At 72.6% G+C, this 18104-nt stretch carries 16 protein-coding genes; 4 read left to right on the top strand and 12 right to left on the bottom strand.

The window, feature by feature from the left end:
- Positions 1-7: 7 nt before the first annotated feature.
- Positions 8-685 (bottom strand): response regulator transcription factor, encoded by a 678-nt coding sequence (locus AMK26_RS28265; RefSeq protein WP_107421056.1) that lies wholly within the window; start codon positions 683-685, stop codon positions 8-10.
- A 488-nt stretch (positions 686-1173) separates the two neighbouring features.
- Between AMK26_RS28265 and AMK26_RS28260 the strand changes: the two genes are divergently transcribed.
- Positions 1174-2694 (top strand): peptide MFS transporter, encoded by a 1521-nt coding sequence (locus tag AMK26_RS28260; protein ID WP_073757687.1) that lies wholly within the window; start codon positions 1174-1176, stop codon positions 2692-2694.
- Between the two features lie 71 nt (positions 2695-2765).
- Here AMK26_RS28260 and AMK26_RS28255 read toward each other — a convergent pair whose 3' ends face one another.
- The 6 genes from AMK26_RS28255 to AMK26_RS28230 form a co-directional block, all read right to left on the bottom strand.
- On the bottom strand, positions 2766-4163 hold the full coding sequence (locus AMK26_RS28255) for a hypothetical protein (protein WP_073757685.1): 1398 nt from the start codon (positions 4161-4163) through the stop codon (positions 2766-2768).
- 14 nt (positions 4164-4177) lie between these two features.
- Complete coding sequence (locus AMK26_RS28250; protein ID WP_073757883.1) at positions 4178-5152, bottom strand: neocarzinostatin apoprotein domain-containing protein; 975 nt, start codon at positions 5150-5152, stop codon at positions 4178-4180.
- Positions 5149-5913, bottom strand: coding sequence for a hypothetical protein (locus tag AMK26_RS36445; protein ID WP_073757683.1), 765 nt, complete (start codon positions 5911-5913; stop codon positions 5149-5151). Before AMK26_RS36445 ends, AMK26_RS28250 begins: the two co-directional genes overlap by 4 nt.
- Positions 5914-5917: 4 nt before the next feature.
- Entirely contained in the window at positions 5918-6589 is a 672-nt protein-coding gene (locus AMK26_RS28240; protein ID WP_073757681.1) for a peptidase, read from the bottom strand.
- A gap of 130 nt (positions 6590-6719) precedes the next feature.
- Positions 6720-7301 carry an ATP-binding protein gene (locus AMK26_RS28235; protein WP_073757679.1) on the bottom strand — a complete coding sequence of 194 codons (582 nt, stop codon included), beginning with the start codon at positions 7299-7301 and terminating at the stop codon, positions 6720-6722.
- A gap of 149 nt (positions 7302-7450) precedes the next feature.
- A complete protein-coding gene (locus tag AMK26_RS28230; protein WP_073757677.1) occupies positions 7451-7819 on the bottom strand; it encodes an STAS domain-containing protein in 369 nt (122 codons plus the stop codon).
- 249 nt (positions 7820-8068) lie between these two features.
- Between AMK26_RS28230 and AMK26_RS28225 the strand changes: the two genes are divergently transcribed.
- The 3 genes from AMK26_RS28225 to AMK26_RS28215 all read left to right on the top strand — a co-directional run bounded on the left by AMK26_RS28225 (position 8069) and on the right by AMK26_RS28215 (position 12495).
- Positions 8069-8974 carry an RNA polymerase sigma factor SigF gene (locus AMK26_RS28225; protein ID WP_073757881.1) on the top strand — a complete coding sequence of 302 codons (906 nt, stop codon included), beginning with the start codon at positions 8069-8071 and terminating at the stop codon, positions 8972-8974.
- A gap of 211 nt (positions 8975-9185) precedes the next feature.
- On the top strand, positions 9186-10322 hold the full coding sequence (locus tag AMK26_RS28220; RefSeq protein ID WP_073757675.1) for a DegT/DnrJ/EryC1/StrS family aminotransferase: 1137 nt from the start codon (positions 9186-9188) through the stop codon (positions 10320-10322).
- A gap of 61 nt (positions 10323-10383) precedes the next feature.
- On the top strand, positions 10384-12495 hold the full coding sequence (locus AMK26_RS28215) for a lipopolysaccharide biosynthesis protein (RefSeq protein ID WP_073757673.1): 2112 nt from the start codon (positions 10384-10386) through the stop codon (positions 12493-12495).
- Here the strand turns inward: AMK26_RS28215 and AMK26_RS28210 are convergent.
- From AMK26_RS28210 to AMK26_RS28190, 5 genes are all read right to left on the bottom strand, one after another.
- A complete protein-coding gene (locus tag AMK26_RS28210; RefSeq protein WP_198944179.1) occupies positions 12470-13579 on the bottom strand; it encodes a glycoside hydrolase family 26 protein in 1110 nt (369 codons plus the stop codon). The genes AMK26_RS28215 and AMK26_RS28210 overlap by 26 nt on opposite strands.
- A complete protein-coding gene (locus AMK26_RS28205) occupies positions 13576-14043 on the bottom strand; it encodes a hypothetical protein (protein WP_241838100.1) in 468 nt (155 codons plus the stop codon). The genes AMK26_RS28210 and AMK26_RS28205 overlap by 4 nt, the downstream gene beginning before the upstream one ends.
- 13 nt (positions 14044-14056) lie before the next feature.
- A complete protein-coding gene (locus AMK26_RS28200) occupies positions 14057-15937 on the bottom strand; it encodes a hypothetical protein (protein WP_241838099.1) in 1881 nt (626 codons plus the stop codon).
- A 119-nt stretch (positions 15938-16056) separates the two neighbouring features.
- On the bottom strand, positions 16057-16851 hold the full coding sequence (locus AMK26_RS28195) for a polysaccharide deacetylase family protein (RefSeq protein WP_073757671.1): 795 nt from the start codon (positions 16849-16851) through the stop codon (positions 16057-16059).
- On the bottom strand, positions 16848-18104 hold the full coding sequence (locus tag AMK26_RS28190) for a glycosyltransferase (RefSeq protein WP_073757669.1): 1257 nt from the start codon (positions 18102-18104) through the stop codon (positions 16848-16850). Before AMK26_RS28190 ends, AMK26_RS28195 begins: the two co-directional genes overlap by 4 nt.

Here is an 18104-nt window from a genome sequence, read left to right as displayed (position 1 = left end):
TCGGTGCCTAGCTCTTCTCGAAGCGGAATCCCACGCCGCGCACGGTGGCGATGTAGCGGGGGTTGGCGGCGTCGTCGCCGAGCTTCTTGCGCAGCCAGGAGATGTGCATGTCGAGGGTCTTGGTGGAGGACCACCAGGTGGTGTCCCACACCTCGCGCATCAGCTGGTCGCGGGTGACGACCCGGCCGGCGTCGCGGACGAGGACTCGCAGCAGGTCGAACTCCTTGGCGGTGAGCTGGAGCTCCTCGTCGCCCATCCAGGCGCGGTGCGACTCGACGTCGATGCGCACGCCGTGCGTCGCGGGGGCGGGGGCGGGTTCGCTGGCGCCGCGCCGCAGCAGGGCCCGGACGCGGGCGAGCAGCTCGGCGAGGCGGAACGGTTTGGTGACGTAGTCGTCGGCGCCCGCGTCCAGTCCGACAACGGTGTCAACCTCGTCGGCGCGGGCCGTCAGGACCAGGATGGGCACCGAGAGGCCCTCGGAGCGCAGCCGCCGGGCCACTTCTAGCCCGTCCATCCCGGGCAGCCCGAGGTCCAGGACGACCAGGTCGACGTGGCCCTGCAGTCCGGCGTCGAGCGCGCCCGGCCCGTCCTCCCGTACCTCGACCTCGTAACCCTCCCGCCGCAGGGCGCGGGCCAGCGGCTCCGAGATGGATGCGTCGTCCTCGGCGAGCAGTACACGGGTCATGGGGTGATGGTAGTCCGCGCCCGACACGCCCCGCCGGGGGATCGCACGATGATCAACATGACCTGCGAATATGGGGTCCATCTCGGCTGACACCTTCAAAGCAGCTTCACCGGTTCCGCAAACACCTGTGATCCATCTCTCAAGTCCTTCCATATGCTGCACTGTCGTGTCGTATGGTGGCGAGACGCCTGATGCACTATCCGGGACCTTTGGCCCGTTAACAGCGCCAAAGTTCTCTTTCTGCGCAAGGCCGGTTCTGCCAGCCTTGAGACAGTGAATGACCTGTGGGCCGGGCCCCGTGCCGTGATGACATGTCCGGGGCGTGGATCCCGGTGCGGTCCGATCCCTCGCCCCCGTGCGTGACACGGGGGCGAACCCCTGTTCGGGCGTGGGGTGCGATCGGAATCCGTGCCGGTGCCGGCCGCCCCCCACCGGGCGCGTGACCGCTCACAAAGCGCAGCGCGTCCCGAGCAAGCAAGGATCGACCCATGGCGTCCAGCCTGACGAAGGATTCGCCCCGCACCACCGGCGGCGACACAGCCTTCTTCGGCCACCCCCGCGGCCTGGCCACTCTCTTCCTGACGGAGATGTGGGAGCGCTTCAGCTACTACGGCATGCGCGCCCTCCTCGTGTACTACCTGGTCTCGGGCGGCGCCGACGCCGCGACCGGCAGCCAGGGCGGCGGCCTGGCGATGACCGCGGCCACGGCCACGGCCATCTACTCCGTCTACGTGTCGATGGTCTACCTGATGGCCATGCCGGGCGGCTGGTTCGGTGACCGCGTCTGGGGCGCCCGCAAGACGGTCGCCGTCGCCGGCGCCGTGATCATGCTCGGCCACCTGTGCCTGGCGCTGCCCGGCCAGGCGGTCTTCTTCCTCGGCCTGATCCTCGTCGCGGCCGGTTCCGGTCTGCTGAAGGCCAACATCTCCACGATGGTCGGCCACCTGTACGACGGCCCGGAGGACCCGCGCCGCGACGGTGGCTTCACGATCTTCTACATCGGCATCAACCTCGGCGCCTTCGTCGCCCCGCTCGTCATCGGCACGGTCGGCAAGGAAGTCAACTGGCACATCGGTTTCGCGCTCGCCGCGGTCGGCATGGGCCTGGGCCTGCTCCAGTTCCTGCTCGGTACGCGCCACCTGAGCCCGAAGAGCAGCGTCGTCCCGAACCCGCTGAGCCCCGAGGAGCGCCGCGCGATCCTGCTCAAGGTGACGGGCGCGGTCGTGGCCGTCGCCGTGTTCTACGGTGCCGTCGTCGCCCTGGGCGCGTACACGCTGAACTGGGCGCTGGTGCCGCTGACCCTCGCCGGTCTGGTCATCCCGGTCGCCGTCCTGGTGCGCATCAAGCGCGACAAGGAGCTGTCGGCGGGCGAGCAGTCGAAGATGAACGGCTACATCTGGTTCTTCGTGGCCGCCGCCGTGTTCTGGATGATCTACGACCAGGGCGGCTCGACGCTGTCCCTGTTCGCCGACGACAAGACCGCCGGCAGCGTCTTCGGGTTCGACTTCTCGGCCACCTGGTACCAGTCGCTGAACCCGCTGTTCGTCATGGCGCTGGCCCCGGTCTTCGCCTGGCTGTGGCTGTGGCTGGCGCGCAAGAACCAGGAGCCCAGCACCGTCGTGAAGTTCGCGATGGGCCTGGTCCTCGTCGGCGCGTCGTTCTTCGTCTTCATCGTCCCGATGGGGATGGCGGGTGACGGCACCAAGGTGTCGCCGATGTGGCTGGTCTCGATCTACATGATCCAGACCATCGGTGAGCTGTGCCTCTCCCCGGTCGGCCTGTCGGTGACCACCAAGATGGCGCCGCAGAAGTACGCCTCGCAGATGATGGGCGTCTGGTTCCTCGCGGTCACCGCGGGCGACTGCACCACGGGGCTGCTGTCCCTGGCGGGCGTCGACCTCAACGGGACCGGGATCATCGCCATGGAGGCCTCGCTGGCGGCCGTGGCCGGTCTGGCGGTGTACATGTACCGCAAGAAGGTCCAGACGATGATGGGCAACGTGCACTGACACGTACGCGCGTGGGAAGGGCCGCCGCACCGGGTTCGGTGCGGCGGCCCTTCGCCGTTTCGCCGCGCGTGTCAGCGCTTGAGCAGCCGCCACGGTGTGAACGTGAACACCGCGCCGCCCAGCAGGATCACCGTGCCGGCGACCAGGGCCAGGGCGCGCAGGGCGCCCGCGTCCTCGGCGCCCGTGTCGGCGAGGCCGCCACCGGAGGCGGACCCGCCGGTGGTGGACCCGCCGGTGGTTCCGGAGGCGCCGCCGCCTCCGGTGGAGCCGCCCGAGCCGGCCGTGCCGCCCGAGGCGCCGCCCGGCTGGGCGGAGGTGTCCAGCTCCAGGGAGACCGGCACGTTCGCGGGCGGGGTGCAGGTCGTCGTCGTACCGAGCGCCTTGACCGTGAGGACGCCGGGGCTGAGCGTCGCCTTGCCGGTGGCACCGGGCTTGTACGTGCCGGTGAGGTCGGGGATCTCGATCGGCTGGCCGGCCTTGATCGGCTCCTTGTTGGTGGGGCCCTCCACATGGACGAAGCCCTTGTCCGCGCCGCCGAGCCTGACCTCCATGGACGGCTTGACCGAGTCCTTCGGGATGTCGGCGGGGCTGTCCATCACGGACTTGGAGAACTTCACCGTGAGGTCGAAGTTCCCGCCGTTCCGCTTGGCGTTGATCTTCACCGGGGAGGTCGCGTTCTTGTCGCCGATGGGCGTCTTGCAGGCGTACGCGACAGAGACCTCCTTGCCCTCGAAGTCGGTCTGCCCGCCGCCGCCACCGCTCGTGCCGCCCGCGGTGGACCCGCCACTGCTCGTCGTACCGCCCGAGTCCGTACCGCCGGAGCCGGAGGTGCCGCCACTGCTCGTCGTACCGCCGGACGTCGTCGTACCGCCGGACGTCGTCGTGCCGCCACTGCTCGTCGTGCCGCCGGACGTCGTCGTGCCGCCCGTCGTACCCCCGCCGCCCTCCGTCACCTTGATCGTCGCGGCGGGCTGCACCGTCTCCTTCGGCGTGCACGTGGTGTCCGTGGACAGCGGCTTGGAGACGTTGATGGTGTACGCACCCGGCGTCAGCGTGATCTCACCCGCCGCCGTGAGCTTCAGCTTGCCCTTCATGTCGGGCAGCACCATGGGGCTGTTCTTGGGGATCGGCGGGTTCTGCCGCGGGCCCTCCATCGCCAGGTCGGCGGTCTGCGCGCCCGTGACCTTCAGCGTGCCGGTCGGCTTGACGGTGTCCTTCTCCAGGTCCAGGACGTCGGGGTTCTTGGACGCGGCCTCGACCGTCTTCCACACCACCTCCACCTCGTCGCCGACCTTCGCCTCCGCCGGCGCGGTGATCAGGACCTTGGTGGTGCCCTGTACCGGTGGCAGGCCCGAGATGGGCGGCGGGACGCACTCCGTCGCGTACGACACCTCGGCCGCCTGGGCGGGTCCCGCGGCCAGCAGGATCCCCGCGCCGCCGAGCATCAGCGCGACTCCGGCCGCGCTCATCCTCCGTTGCGTGCTCACGAATGTCCCTTCGTCGTGGGTCGGTTCTCTGACGGTGCGGAGTCCGGGGCGAACCAGGGCAGGCTCACCGTGCGGGTGGGGTGGGGACGGCTGTGTCGGCTCGGTCGGCTCGGTCGGCTTTGGGGTCGTACGCGGTCCACGACCGCCATCGCGGTGCGGAACAGCGCGGCCGGTACGACCACGGCCAGCAGCACCCAGAAGAGCGTCACGCCCCACGGCCGCCCCACCCGCCACGGCTGTTCGGCCAGGACCTTGCCGCCGTACTTCACCGAGACCTGGTAGTCGCCGTGCGCGCCCGCCGCCAGCTGGACCGGCAGCTCCACCAGCGCCTTGCGGCCCGGCTGGACGGTGCCGCGCCACTGCCGCTCCTCCCACTGCGGGGCGTACACGCCGTGCGCGGTGCCGACCTGGAAGACGGGGTCCTTGACCGGTGCCGTACCGAGGTTGCCGACGGTGAGGACGAGCCGGCGCCGGGCCGGGGCGCCGAACCAGACGAGGACGCCGCTGGACCCTTCGAGGCGGGTGGACGCCAGCACGGCGAGCCGACCGTCGCCGGACGGTTCCGGCAGGGGGGCGACCGGGTGGCCGGTGATAGTCAGCGGGGCGTCGGCGGTCGCCCGGTCGCCGGTGACCGTCGCCACGTGGACCACGCACGGGCAGGGCCGCGGCGGCGGCGCGACCGGGAGCTTCTTGCTGAACGCGCCGCTCGCGTCGGTGGTGACGGCGCGCCCGGCGGCGTTGGCGCACGAGTTGGTGCCGCTCGCCATGTTCTCGCCGCACACCAGGAGCATCAGCAGCGCCTTGGGGCGCCAGCCGGTCCCCTCCACCGTGATCTCGGCGCCCTTGGCCGCCTCGGGGCGGGAGAGCGTGACGGCGGGGCGGTTCTCGGCGGCGGCGCCGCCCGGCGCGGGGAGCCCGACGAGCACGCACGCCACCAGCACGGCCCCCGCCACCCACCGGTACGCCCTCACGCTTCCGCTCCCCTCGCCCCGCGCCGCCGGCGCCGTACCCACCACGTCACCGCGCCCGCCGCCGAAGCCAGGACCGGTACGGCCGCCGCCGCCCACCCCGTGCCGAACGTCCTCGTCGCCTCCGCCGCCGCCCGCGCGTCGCCCCCGGCCGTGGCGTCCAGCCGGACGGTGACGCGGTCCACGGCCGGGCGGTCCCGGTCCGGCCACGGTTCGGCGAGCTCCACCCGCCGGCCAGGGCCCAGCTCCAGTCGCAGCGGGCGCTCCGGACGGCGCAGCACCTCGCCGAACAGGCCCTCCGCCCGCACCGCGAGGCGCGGCGCCAGCACGGTGTTGCCCCGGTTGACCAGCGCGTAGTGGATGGCGCCGCCCGCGATCCGGACGTCCTCGACGGTGAGCGCCGCCAGTCGCGGGCCGCCCACCCGCAGCCGTACCGGCACGGTCACGTCGTCCCCCGCGTGCAGGGCGCCCGTGTGGTCGCCGGGCGGGGCGTCCGGGGGGACGGTGACGGAGAAGGGCACGTCGGCGCGGGTGCGGGGCGGCACGGTGACCGGGTTCACGGCGAAGGCGACCCACGGGGCGGTGGCGCGCAGCCGCAGCGTGAGCGGCCGCGTACCGGGGTTGGTCAGCGACAGCACGTCTTCGAGCACGGTGCCGGGCGGCCCCTCCAGGTAGATGTAGGGCCGGCCCTCCCCCACCGCCGGCGCCGGCATCAGGGCGCACCCGAGGGCGGTGAGTACGGCTGCCACGGCACGGGCGCGCACGGCATCACACCCGGCGGGTCCGGCGGGTCAGCCACAGCACCCCGGCGGCGCCCGTGAGCAGGACCGTGCCGCCGAGGGTGCCGAGCGCGACCGCCGAGTCGAGCGGCCCGGTCCTGGGCAGTTCGCCGTCACCCGACGGTGTGGACCCGGCCCCGGACGCCGTGACGTCCAGTTCCAGTGACGGCTTCGGGTTGTTCTTGGGCGTGCACGTCGTCGTCGTACCGAGGGCCTTGATGGTCAGTACGCCGGCGGTGAACGTGACCTTGCCGCTCTTGCCCGGGGTGTACGTCCCCGTCAAGTCACTGATCTTGATGGGGGTGTTGGCGGGGATCGCGGTCGCGTTCGCGGGTCCCGAGACCTTGACCGTCCCCTTGTCGGCGCCGCCCACCTCGATGACCGCGCTCGGGTTCATGGCGCCCTTGCCGAGCTCCACGGGGCTGGAGGAGACGCCCTTGCGGAACGACATGGTGAGGCGGTAGCCGCTGCCGCTCTTCACGCTCGTGATGTCGATCGGTGACACGGCGCCCTTGGGTCCGATCGGCGTCTGGCACGCGTAGTCGACGTCCACGACGGTGGCATGGGCGGCGGGTGCGGCCGTCAGCACCATCGCGCCCGCGACCGCCACGCCCGTGACCGCCGCCGTCAGCGCCGGAGTTGTCCGCTTCTGGTACGACACCTCGAGATCACCCCAATGTCTGACGGCTCATCAGATTGGCGCTCAAGGTACGCCCGTGGCCTTGGGGAGGGAAGACAAAGAGCACGGCGTATCGCCGTGCTCCACAACTGCCGCGAAAAACGCGCGGGCGCTAAGCGGGTGCCGCGAGTTCCGCCCAGACCGTCTTGCCGGGCATGCCCGTGGACCGGACGACCCCCCAGTCCAGGCAGAGGCGCTGGACGATGAACATGCCGTGTCCGCCCGGCCGCCCGGCCCGGTGCGGGGTGCGCGGCGCGGGCTGGCCGGCGCCCCGGTCCTCGACCTCCAGCCGCAGCACCTTCGCGTCGAGCGAGACGCGCAGTTCCTCGGGGCCCTCGGCGTGCAGGCACGCGTTGGTGACGAGTTCGGAGACGACCAGCAGGACGTCCTCGGCGGCGGCCCGCCGGTCGGCGGTGGCCGCCGGGAGCCAGCCCCAGTCGTAGAGCGCCTGCCGGGTGAAGTCCCGGGCGAGCGGAACGATCCCGCTGGCACTGCCCAGCGACAGCCGCCGCGTCCGGCGCCCCGCGGGCGTCGCCCCGGGACTCACCCCGGACGCCGCACCTGACATGTCGGACCTCATCTCCGGCGTGGTGGACACGGCGGAGGCAGCCGGGACCGAGGCACCGACACCGAGGCAGGAGCCGTCGGGCTGGGGGCCGAGATCGCTCGGCGGATGCTGCTGGGTGGTACCCATCAGCGCTTCACCTCACCGAATTCACCAAGTCGCCATTACGTCGTCACAGAGCGGCCACTGTGCCGTCACGGAGCGTATGGAGCTTCCCCGTACAGCTGCCGCGGGGTTCTTCTGCCCGGCCGATCCGGGACAACACCCGCTTTGTCGGTTCAGTCGGCGAGTGCTGCTTCCAGCGAGGCGTGGACGGTGAAAACCGCCTCCGCGCCAGTGATCTCGAACACCCTGGCCACCACGGGCTGCATCCCCGCGAGGTGCACCCCTCCGCCCGCGGCCTCCGCCTTCAGGCGGGCCCCGAGCAGCACGTTGAGCCCGGTGGAGTCGCAGAACGCAAGCTGCGAGCAGTCGATCACCAGGCGTGTGCGGCCCTGTTCCAGCGCGGCGTCCAGCGGCTCGCGCAGCAGCTCGGCGGTGTGGTGATCCAGCTCACCCGCCGGCGTGAGAACCTCGCTGCGGCCTTCCGTCCGGACCCCGACCTTGAGTCGGCCCTGATTCGCGCTGCCGACCGTCCCGCGGTCCATGCCGTCCCTCTTCGCCGATGCCGTTGAGTCGGTAGAACCCTACGCCCTCTGCCCGGCCGTCGGTAGTCGACGGTCGAGTACTTACCCACAAGCCGGGCATATGGGACAATTGACACTTGCAACGATCCGTGCGAAGCGGGTAGGGCTAGTAGGGACACAACCAACACGGCCGGCTTTGGAGGCGCCGCACACCGCAGCCACATTCTTTTGGGCATCGGCGGCCATATGCCGAGAACGATGGAGGAGACCATGTCACCCCGGCTCGACGAAACGCGTACCCCCCACGCGCCGTCGGCAACTCCGCCCCACCAGATCGACGCGTTCGAGCAGCCCGAGCAGCTCGTCACCGAAGAGCTCGGCCTGCCCGACATCCCCCCGTACGACGAAGTCGAACCACTCGACGCGAGGGCCCTGTCCAAGACGCTTTTCGCGCGCCTCGAAAGCCTTGAGGAAGGGACGCACGAGTACGCGTACGTCCGCAACACGCTGGTCGAACTCAACCTCGCCCTGGTCAAGTTCGCCGCCTCCCGGTTCCGCTCCCGCAGCGAGCCGATGGAGGACATCATCCAGGTCGGCACCATCGGTCTCATCAAGGCCATCGACCGCTTCGAACTCAGCCGAGGGGTCGAGTTCCCCACCTTCGCGATGCCAACCATCGTCGGAGAGATCAAGCGGTTCTTCCGCGACACCTCCTGGTCCGTGCGCGTCCCGCGCCGGCTCCAGGAACTCCGCCTCGACCTGGCCAAGGCCGGGGACGAGCTGGCCCAGCAGCTCGACCGCTCGCCCACCGTGGCCGAGCTCGCCGAGAAGCTCGGGATCACCAAGGAGGAAGTCGTCGAGGGCATGGCGGCGAGCAACGCGTACACCGCCAGCTCGCTCGACGCCCAGCCCGAGGAGGACGACTCCGAGGGCGCGCTGGCGGACCGCATCGGCTACGAGGACCACGGGCTCGAAGGCATCGAGTACATCGAGTCCCTCAAGCCGCTGATCGCCTCCCTCCCGGCGCGTGACCGGAAGATCCTCTCCCTCCGCTTCGTCGCCGGGCTCACGCAGTCGGAGATCGGCGAGGAGCTCAACATCTCGCAGATGCATGTCTCACGTCTGCTCTCCCGCACGCTGGGCAAACTTCGCAAGGGTCTCACCCTCGACGAATGACCGGCCGTGCGGCCGCCTCCAGCAGGCTCCCGAAGCGGGCCGTGCGGCCGCCTCCCGCAGGCTCCCGAAGGGCCCGTTCCGTCAAGGGACGGGCCCTTCGCCCGCCCCTACGCCTTCTTGACGGGGTCGTCCCGATGGGGCGACATTGGCCCGGGGCTCAGGGGGGAATCACATGGTCCACACGACTGTGGAAGAGGCTCTGGAAGGGCTGATGCGCGGGCGCCTCGGCAGGGAGTGCCTGTACGTGCCGTCCTGCCGGCTCGGGCTGTATGTGGCGCTGCGCCACTTCTGCCCGCCCGGCGGCCGGGTGCTCATGTCGCCCGTCAACGACGACGTCATCTTCTTCGTCGTCCTCGCCGCCGGTCTACGTCCCGTACAGGCGCCGCTCAAGCCCGGGGACGCGTCGATCGACGTCGACGCCGTCCCCGACGACGTCTGGCGCGGCCTGTCGGCGGTCCTGACCACCAACCTGTACGGAAACCCCGACCCGGCCCCCGAACTGGCGGCCAGGTGCGGCCGGCTGGGCATCCCGCTGCTGGAGGACGCGGCGCACGCGATCGGCAGCGAGGTCGGCGGCCGGCCCGTCGGCACGTACGGCGACGCGTCCGTCTTCAGCCTCTCCAAGCACACGGGCGCCAAGACCGGCGGCTTCCTCGCGGTACGGGACCCGGGCTTGCGTACCGAACTCCTCCGCGCCCGTGACGAGTTGCTGCGCCCGACGCGGCTCACCGCCGAACTCGCCTACGCCGCACGGCCGTACGCCGAGGCCGCCGTGCGGGGCCTGCGCCTGGTGAAGGCCGCGCGGGCCGGGATGCGGGTGCTCGGCATGGAGGAGCGCGAGGAGATCCGGATGCCGCTGCGCCCCGGCGAGCTGAAGGCGGCGATGGGCGACGCCCCCGGCCTCGTACCCTTCCACTCCTGGGTGCGGGTCGACATGCACGACTACCGGCTCACGCCCGGGCGGGCCCGGCTACGGCGTACGCGGCGGCTCCTCGGACGCCTGGACGCGACGCTGGCGGCCCACCGCGCCGGTACGGAGAGGCTGCTCGCCTCACCCTGGGCCGTACCGGAGGGCCCGGTCCAGCCGCTGTTCCGCGTCCCGCTGCTGGTCGCCGACCGGGACGCGGCCATCGCCGCCCTCGCCCGGGCCCGCGTGACCACCGGGTACCTGTACGACCCGCCGCTGGACGACTACGCGGGCGCCCCCTTCACCGACCCCTCCCCCGCGCCGGAGGCCGCCCGCTGGTTCGCCCGGCACGCGCTGCCCGCGAACCCGCTGCGGGCGGACACGATCCTCGACGTCCTGCGCGCCTCGGGCGCCCGGCCCGCGCCCGCTCACGGTGACTGACACGGCGGTCCGGCACAGCACCGCCGCACGGCCGGGCGGCGAACGGCCCAGCGGCGACTCGATGTTCCGCAACGCCTACGCCCTGATGCTCTCCACCGGAGTCTCCGCCGCGCTCGGCCTCGGCTTCTGGCTGGTCGCCGCCCGCTACTACACCGAGGAGGCCGTCGGGCAGGGCTCCGCCGCCATCGCCGCCATGCGGCTGCTCTCCTCGATCACCGCCACGACCATGATCGGCGCGGTGGTCCGGTACGTGCCGCGCGCGGGACGGGCGACGGGGCCGCTGGTGTGGCGCGCGTACGCCATCAGCTCCCTTGTGGTGTGCCTCGCCAGTGTGGCGTTCCTGCTCACGCTGGACCTGTGGGGGCCCTCGTACGCGCCGCTGCGCGGCCTGGGCGCCGGGGTGTTCTTCACGGTCGCGTGCGTGGCGTGGGCGCTGCTCACCCTCCAGGACGGGGTGCTGACCGGGCTGCGCAAGGCGGTGTGGGTGCCGGTGGGCAACGCCGTCTTCTCCACGGCCAAGCTGTTGCTGCTGGTCGCCTTCGCGACCGTCCTGCCCGTGCTGGGCATCTTCGTCTCGTGGGCCGTCGCCATCGCCCTGTCCGTCCTGCCACTGGGCTGGCTGGTCTTCCGCCGGCTCATCCCGCGCCAAGCCGCCGCCGACCGGCACCGGGAGCCGCCCACGCCACGGGAGATGGGACGGTTCCTCGCCGGGGACTCGGTGGGCGCGCTGTTCAGCCTGGCGATGATCAACCTGCTGCCGGTGATGGTCGCGGTCCGCTTCGACGCCGCACACAACGGCTACTTCTACACCGCGTACACGGTCGGCGGGACCATGGAGTTCATGGCCATCAACATGGCCTCCTCGCTCACCGCGCACGCCTCGCACAGCCCCGGTTCGCTCGCCGAGGGCGTGCGAGGCGCGCTGCGCCGGATGGCGCTGCTGCTGGTGCCGGTGGTGCTGGTGCTGGTGGTGTTCGCCCCGCAGATCCTCGCGCCGTTCGGGCCCGCGTACGCCGAGCACGGCACGCTCGTGCTGCGGCTGCTGGCGGCGGCGGCCCTGCCGCGCGTCGCGGTGGAGCTGTACATCGGGGTCCTCAGGGTGCAGGGCCGCACGGGAGTGCTGGCCGCCGTGCAGGGGGCGATGTGCGTGCTGGTGCTGGGCAGCGCGGCGGTGCTGATGAGCCCGGCGGGGATCGCGGGCGCGGGGCTCGCGATGCTGCTGTCCATGGTGGTGATGGCCCTGGTGTCGGCGCCGGGGCTTCGGGGGGCGCTGCTGGGGCGGGAACCCCGTCCGGTGAGGTGGCGCGGGCAGGCGCGTGGGCGGGGGCGTGGGCGGGCGGGTGCGCCGGAGTACGGGACGCGCTGGGCGCGCGAGGCGGCGGAGCGGGCGCATTCGCGGGAGGGGTACGCGGGCGGGTATGTGCGGCGCGGGCATCTGGGGAGCGGGCACGACACGGCGACGCCCGCGTTCGGGCTGCCGGTGTACGTACGGGAGGCCGAACCCGCCGGGGGCGGCGGCGGTGAGCGGTGGCTCGCCCGGTGGCTGTGGCTGCTGCTGGCGCTGGCGGCCGCGCTGTTCTGGGTGCCGTTCGCGGGGGCGCGCCAGGCCGGCCGGGACCACCTGACGGGCGCCGAGCTGCTGGAGGTGCTGCCGCCGGTCACGGTCACGGCGGGGATCCTGCTGGTCGTCGTGTACTGCGCGGCCGTCTCGCTGGAACGGCTGCGCCCCGCCTTGATCGGCGCGGCCCTGCTGGTGACGGTCGCCGCCCTGCACTCCGCCCCGCCACTGGTGGGCGTCCGGCCGGACGCGGTGGGCGGGCCGGGCGCCGCGGCGGTGGCGCGGCTCGCCGCCGAGGTGGCGGGGTGGACGGGGCTGCCGGGGCCGGGCGGCCCGGACGGGGCGGGCGGGGCGGACGCGGTGCTGGGCGTGCTGCCGCCGGTGCTCCAGGTGCTGTGCCTGGGCCTGGCGGCGGTGGCGCTGCGGGCGGGCGGGGCGGACAGGCGGGTCGTGGCGGGCGTCGTGTGGGTGCTGGCGGTGGCGGGGTGGGCGGCGCAGGACGCGTTCGCGGCGGCCGCGCTGCCCGTGTCCGCGGGATTCGGCGCGGCGGCCGTGGCGGCGCTCGTCGCCCGGCGCTACCGGGGCCGGTCTACCGGGGCGGGACCGGCTGCTTGAAGTAGTCGGACTGTCCGGCCAGGCGGTACCCCTCCAGTCCGGGACCGTCGTTGACGGTCAGGTCGCACCCCTCGCCCGGCACCGGACGGTTCCAGTGGACCATCGCCTTCACCTTGGGCAGGGTCGGTGCGACCTCCGGGATCTCCGCGTACCAGTCGCGCTGGCGCTGCGGCTGCCGGGGGTCGGGGGCGGTGGCGAACTCAGCCAGCATGAGGGGCTTGTCGCCGGAGATGTTGGCGCGCAGCCAGTCGTAGGAGGGGCGCTGGCTGCGGTCGAAGTCCAGCCAGTTCGGTGACTTGTGGCAGAGGTAGTAGTTGTACTGGTCCATCCCGATCCAGTCGACGTAACGGTCGCCCGGGTACAGCTGCTTCATCTGCTCGGCGTGCCCCAGATACCCGGAGACCGTCCACACCCACACCACGTTGTCCACGCCCAGCTCCTCGAACCGGTCGTGGATGTGGCGCCAGGCGGCCACGAACTCGGCAGGGGTGCCCGCGCCTTCCTTGATACGGAAGTCGGTCTCCTGGTCGAAGGAGAAGAAGACGCGTTTGCCGTACGCCTTGATGCGGCGGGCCTGCGGGTCGATGATCTCCTCGTCGTACGCGCCGGAGGCGATGTTCTTCCAGCCGAGCTGCCGTTCGGTCCAGTTGGCGTGGTGGGGCTCGGTCCAGACGGTGGACTCCCACGCCAGCATCAGCAGCCGGTCGCGGCCGAGTTCCTGTTCGTCGGCGGTGAGGAGCTGTCCGTCGAGCTCGGTGCCCGACATGTCGTGGTAGTTGTAGACGAGGTCGAGCTTGCGGCCGATCTTCCGCTCGAACGTCAGGACCGCGTCCTTGAGGGAGCCGTTCGCCGCGTACGGCACATAGGCGCCCCACCAGGCCCCGCACGGGGGCTCCAGTAACGCGGTCGGCGCGCAGGGGCCTTTCGGTACGTCGCCGGAGGCGGCGTCGCGCGGAAGCCCCTCGGTGTCGTCCGGTCCGGCGGCCGCCCATATCCCGATCCCGATGAGCAGCGCCCCGACGACGGCCAGCACCAGCGCCGTGTACATGCCCGCGCGCGAACCACTGGAGTGCCGCCCGGTCATCCGTCTCCCCTGGGTTGAGCACGTCCGGCGGCGCCGCGCGTGGCCGCCGGGAGCGGGACGCCCGGGAGGGCGGCGGCCACCGTGACGAAGGCCGCCAGCGACACCAGGAACGCGGTCGTGGAGAACCCCTCCACCAGGAACAGCGAGGTCGCGGTGAGTGTGGCCAGCGACAGGCTGACCGGCGCGGCCAGTGCCAGGGCCTCCAGCCGGGCCCCGGGCCTGAGCCCCGCCGGCTGCGGGTGGAGCAGCGCGAGCCCGGGCCCGAGGGTCACGAACACGAGGAGGGGGATCCAGCGCAGTGGCGAGCCGCCGGGCAGGGCGGTGGCGCCGAGGGCGAGCCATCCGGAGAGCGCCAGTCCGACTCTGAGCTGCGTACGGCTGAGCGGTGTGCGGCTGAGCAGCGTGCGGTTGGGCTGTGTGCGGTTGGGCTGTGTGCGGTTGGGCTGTGTGCGGTTGAGCTGCATGGCGGCCTCCCTGTCACCGCTGCCGGTATTCGAGGACGAGCCCGTGCTCGCTGTCCTCCACCACGCGGAAGAGCGGCGAGCCCCTGAGGTCGGCCGTCAGGCCGTCGAAGCTGCCCGGTGGCAGGTAGCCCTCCCCGATGACGGCCTCCTCCTGTGTCGGGGTGAGGATCACGTACGCCCGCCGCCCCTCGGGGATACCGCGCGCCAGGTAGCCCGCCGGGTCGCGGAGCATCTTCAGGTTCTCGGGCACTTCCTGTTCGGTGAAGAACCACCGCTCGTACTGGTCGTAGCGCGTGTACGCGCCCGGGAACGACCCCGTCGTCGCCAGGATCAGCGAGCCCGCCGGAGCCCGGTCGTACGCGCGCTTCACCAGCGCCACCTCGGCGGGCGGCGCGTAGTGCATGCCCTCCTTGCCGTAGTACGAGGGCAGGAACCCGGCCAGCAGCGCGGTCAGCGCGACCGGCAGGGCGACGGCCGTGACGCGCCGGGCGGCACGGGAGGCCCGCCCGGTGGCGCCGGCCGCCGGGACCAGCGCGGCGGCCGCGAAGAACGCCGTACCGGGCAGCCCGAACAGGTAGACGCGGAAGAGCATTTCGCCGCCGTAGTCGTTGACGGCGAACATCGGTACGGGCGCGGCGGCGGCCAGCAGCAGCGGCAGGGCGCTGCGGACCAGCCTGCGGCGCAGCACCACCGCCGTGCCGGCGAGGGCGGCGAGGACCAGCACCATGAGGATGTTGGCGGTGCCGACCAGCTCGGGCCCGGGTCCGGTGGGCTCACCGGCGTACCCGGCGCGGGAGTTGCTCAGCAGGTCGCCGGCCGAGTCGCGCAGCGTGCTCAGCGTCTCCAGGAACAGCACCCGGCCCATCGTCAGGTCCCAGACGATCATGATGACGCCGGTGACGACGAGCAGCCCGATGTTGCGGTAGCGGCGCGTGAGGCAGAGCGCGAACAGTGTGGCGCACAGCATCACGGGGGTCAGCTGGTGGGAGGCGTTGATGGTCGCGATCAGCGGGGCGATGATCAGCACGCACACCGCGCGCTGCCGGGTCCCGGTCGGCGGCGGGACGGTGGCCGCCGCCGGGTCGAGCCGCGCCCGGTCGCGCAGCGGCCCGGCCGAGCCCGGCCGCACGAAGTGCCGTACGACGACGGCGAAGACGGTCAGGTACAGCAGGTAGGAGAAGCCCTGCGGGGAGAGGTAGTCCTGGCCCACCCAGTTGGCCAGCTGGAAGATCCACACCCCGGTCCACACCAGGCGCCAGTCGTCGCTGAAGGTGCGGTAGACCAGCATCAGGACGGGCAGCGTCAGGACGCCGAGGGCGACGGGCGCCCAGTTGATGTACGAGGCGGCCACGTCCACGCCGAAGGCGCGTACCAGCGCGGCGTTGAGCGAGAAGAACCCCGGCCACTGGTCGTACGCCGACATTCCGCCCGACAGCTCGGTGTACGGGTGGACCGTGCCCTCCGCCAGCAGCCGGGTGATCACCTCGTCGTGCTTGGCCGCCCACGCGTACCGCACCGAGTCGTACAGCACGGCGGGCGGTGCCTTGAGCGCCACCAGCATGGCCACGCAGTACGTCGCCGGCCACCAGGGCGCCGTCCCCGCGCGCCGCAGCGTGACCAGGAACCCGGCCGTGAGCACGGCGAGCGCCGCGTAGTACGCGGCCGGGAACCGGTCCAGCAGCCCGTAGTCCCCGATGTCGCGGAAGCCGATGCGCGGCAGCGCGTACAGCCACAGGGCGGCGGCGAGCGGCAGCGGCAGCCAGGTGAGGACCGCCTGCCAGGGCCAGGAGCGGTGCCGTCCGGTGGGCGGTGGCGCGCCGGAGCGGACGTCCGTCGACTCGTCGCCGGCCGCCCCGTCGGCGACCGGCGCGGGCGCGCGTTGCTGCTGCTGCACTGTGCCACTCCCCCCACGAATGTGGCCGCTTCAGCGAAGTATAGGAATGTCCTTCGGGTTTGGGCGGCTCTTGGTGATTCCTGTGGACAACCGCTGTGGACAACCGCGTGCGGTGCCCCTCAGCCCGCGAACTCCGGCCCCCGCAGCCTCGCCCTCGCCCGCCGGTACAGCCGCCAGGCGACCGTCGCCGGCGACTCCGGGTACGGCGCGGTCCTCGCGCCCCGACCCGCCATCCAGGCCTCGATGTCGGCGACGGTGTGCGTACGGCGCACGATGAGCCGGGCGATGCGGTACGCCTCGTCCGTCTCGGAGCTGAGCGCGTGCCGTACGGCGACGGCGGACGCGTACCCGGCGGCGAGCGCGGCCCGGCGCACGGCACGGTTGTTGTAGCCGTGCGGGTAGGCCAGGTGCGCCACCTCGTGGCCCAGGACGTCCTCCAGGACCGCCTTGGCGTCGCGCAGTTCGCGCCGGACCTCGCGGGGCGGCAGCGTGTCGAGCTGGGGGTGGGTGACCGTGTGGGCGCCGACCTCCATGCCGTACTGCTCCAGCAGCGGCGCCTCGGCGAGCGCCATCATCGGCGCGGGCGGCAGCAGGCAGGCCCGGCCGGGGGTGATCGCCCCGGTGGTCAGGTACGCGGTGGCGGGCAGGTCGCGGGAGGCGAGCGCCTCGGCGGTGGGGCCCGGCAGGTCGGCGAAGCCGTCGTCGAAGGTGAGGACGACGGGGTGGGGCGGGAGGGTGTCGCGTCCTGTCAGGTGGGCGGCGAGCGCGGAGAGGTGGACGGGCGTGCGGCCGCTCGCCACGATGGCGTCGAGCTGGGCCTCGAAGTCGCGGGGCGTGACGGTGAATTCGGCGATCCAGTCGGGCGGGTCGTCCATCACGGCGTGGTAGAGCAGGACGGGTACGTGGGCTCTCATCTCGCCTCGCTTCTGGTGTGGCGCAGGCGGGCCCGCGCGTAGCCGACCGGCCCGTACAGCATTCCGCGCCGCTCCAGCCGCGACAGGCCGCGCGGCCAGGGGTGGTGGTGCGTTCCGTGCAGTCCTGGTGCCCCGGTGTCCCCGCCTTCCCGTGCGGCGGTCATCACGCGCGCGTGGGCCAGGCCGCGCGGGAGGCGGGCGAGGAGCGCGGGCAGCAGGGCGGGGCGGCGGACGGCGAGGGCGGTGAGGTACGCGGTGAGGCCGGCGCCGTAGCCGTACGCCTGGTCGCGCAGGTCCTGCCAGGTTTCGCGGTGGTGGTGGCGGACGAGGGCGTCGGGCGTGTAGTGCAGGCGGTGCCCGGCGGCGAGGACGCGCACGAACGCGTACAGGTCGTCGCCGCCCCTGGCGGGCGTTCCGGTGCCGGTGGCCGGGTCGAAGCCGCCCACGCCGTTGAGGGCGGTGGCGCGGAACGCCATGTTGGCGCCGGAGCCGAAGCTGCCGGCGGTGAAGGGGAACAGCGGCTGGTCCGCGGGCGGGCGGGCGGGGTCCCAGGTGCGGGGCGTGAAGCCTTTGGCGAAGCCGCCGTGGCTTTCGAGGAGGATCTGCGCGGGCGTGCGGAGCCGGGCGGGCAGGATCAGCCCGGTGACGCAGCCGATGCGCGGGTCCTCGGCGAACGGCGCGGTGAGGGCGGTGAGCCAGTGCGGGTCGGCGACCACGTCGTCGTCGGTGAAGGCGAGGACGGCGCCGTCGGCGGCGGCGACGCCCCGGTTGTGGGCGGTGGCGAGGCCGGGCACGTCCTCGCGTACGTACCGCACCCTCTGCGCGTACTTCCGCTCGACGAGGTCCTGGGTCTCGCGGGTGCGGGGCGCGTTGTCGACGACGACGATCTCGTAGTCGGGGTGGTCCTGGTCGAGCAGCGAGTCCAGGGCGCGGGCGAGCTGTCCGGCACGGTCGCGGGTGGCGACGACGACGGACGTACGGGGCAGGTCCCGGTAGGTCTCGGGCGGCGGCTCCCGGTGGCCGGCCAGCCGCTCCCGGGCGAGCGCGACGAGGGTGGCTGCCGGGTCGGCGCCGGGAGGGACGCGGCCGAGGACGGTACCTATGGGGCGGCCCCGGAGCCGTACCAGGGCGTGGACGTCGCCGGTCGTGTCGCCGTCGAGGCACCGGAAGGACAGGACCTGTCCGTCGAGCCCGTCCAGATCCAGGTCGGCGACAGCGATGGGCAGGCGGACGTGGGGAACCATGGGGACCAT

The sequence above is a fragment of the Streptomyces sp. CB03234 genome (genome assembly GCF_001905885.1).
Classification (GTDB): domain Bacteria; phylum Actinomycetota; class Actinomycetes; order Streptomycetales; family Streptomycetaceae; genus Streptomyces.
This window is presented reverse-complemented; position numbering and strand designations above follow the sequence as displayed.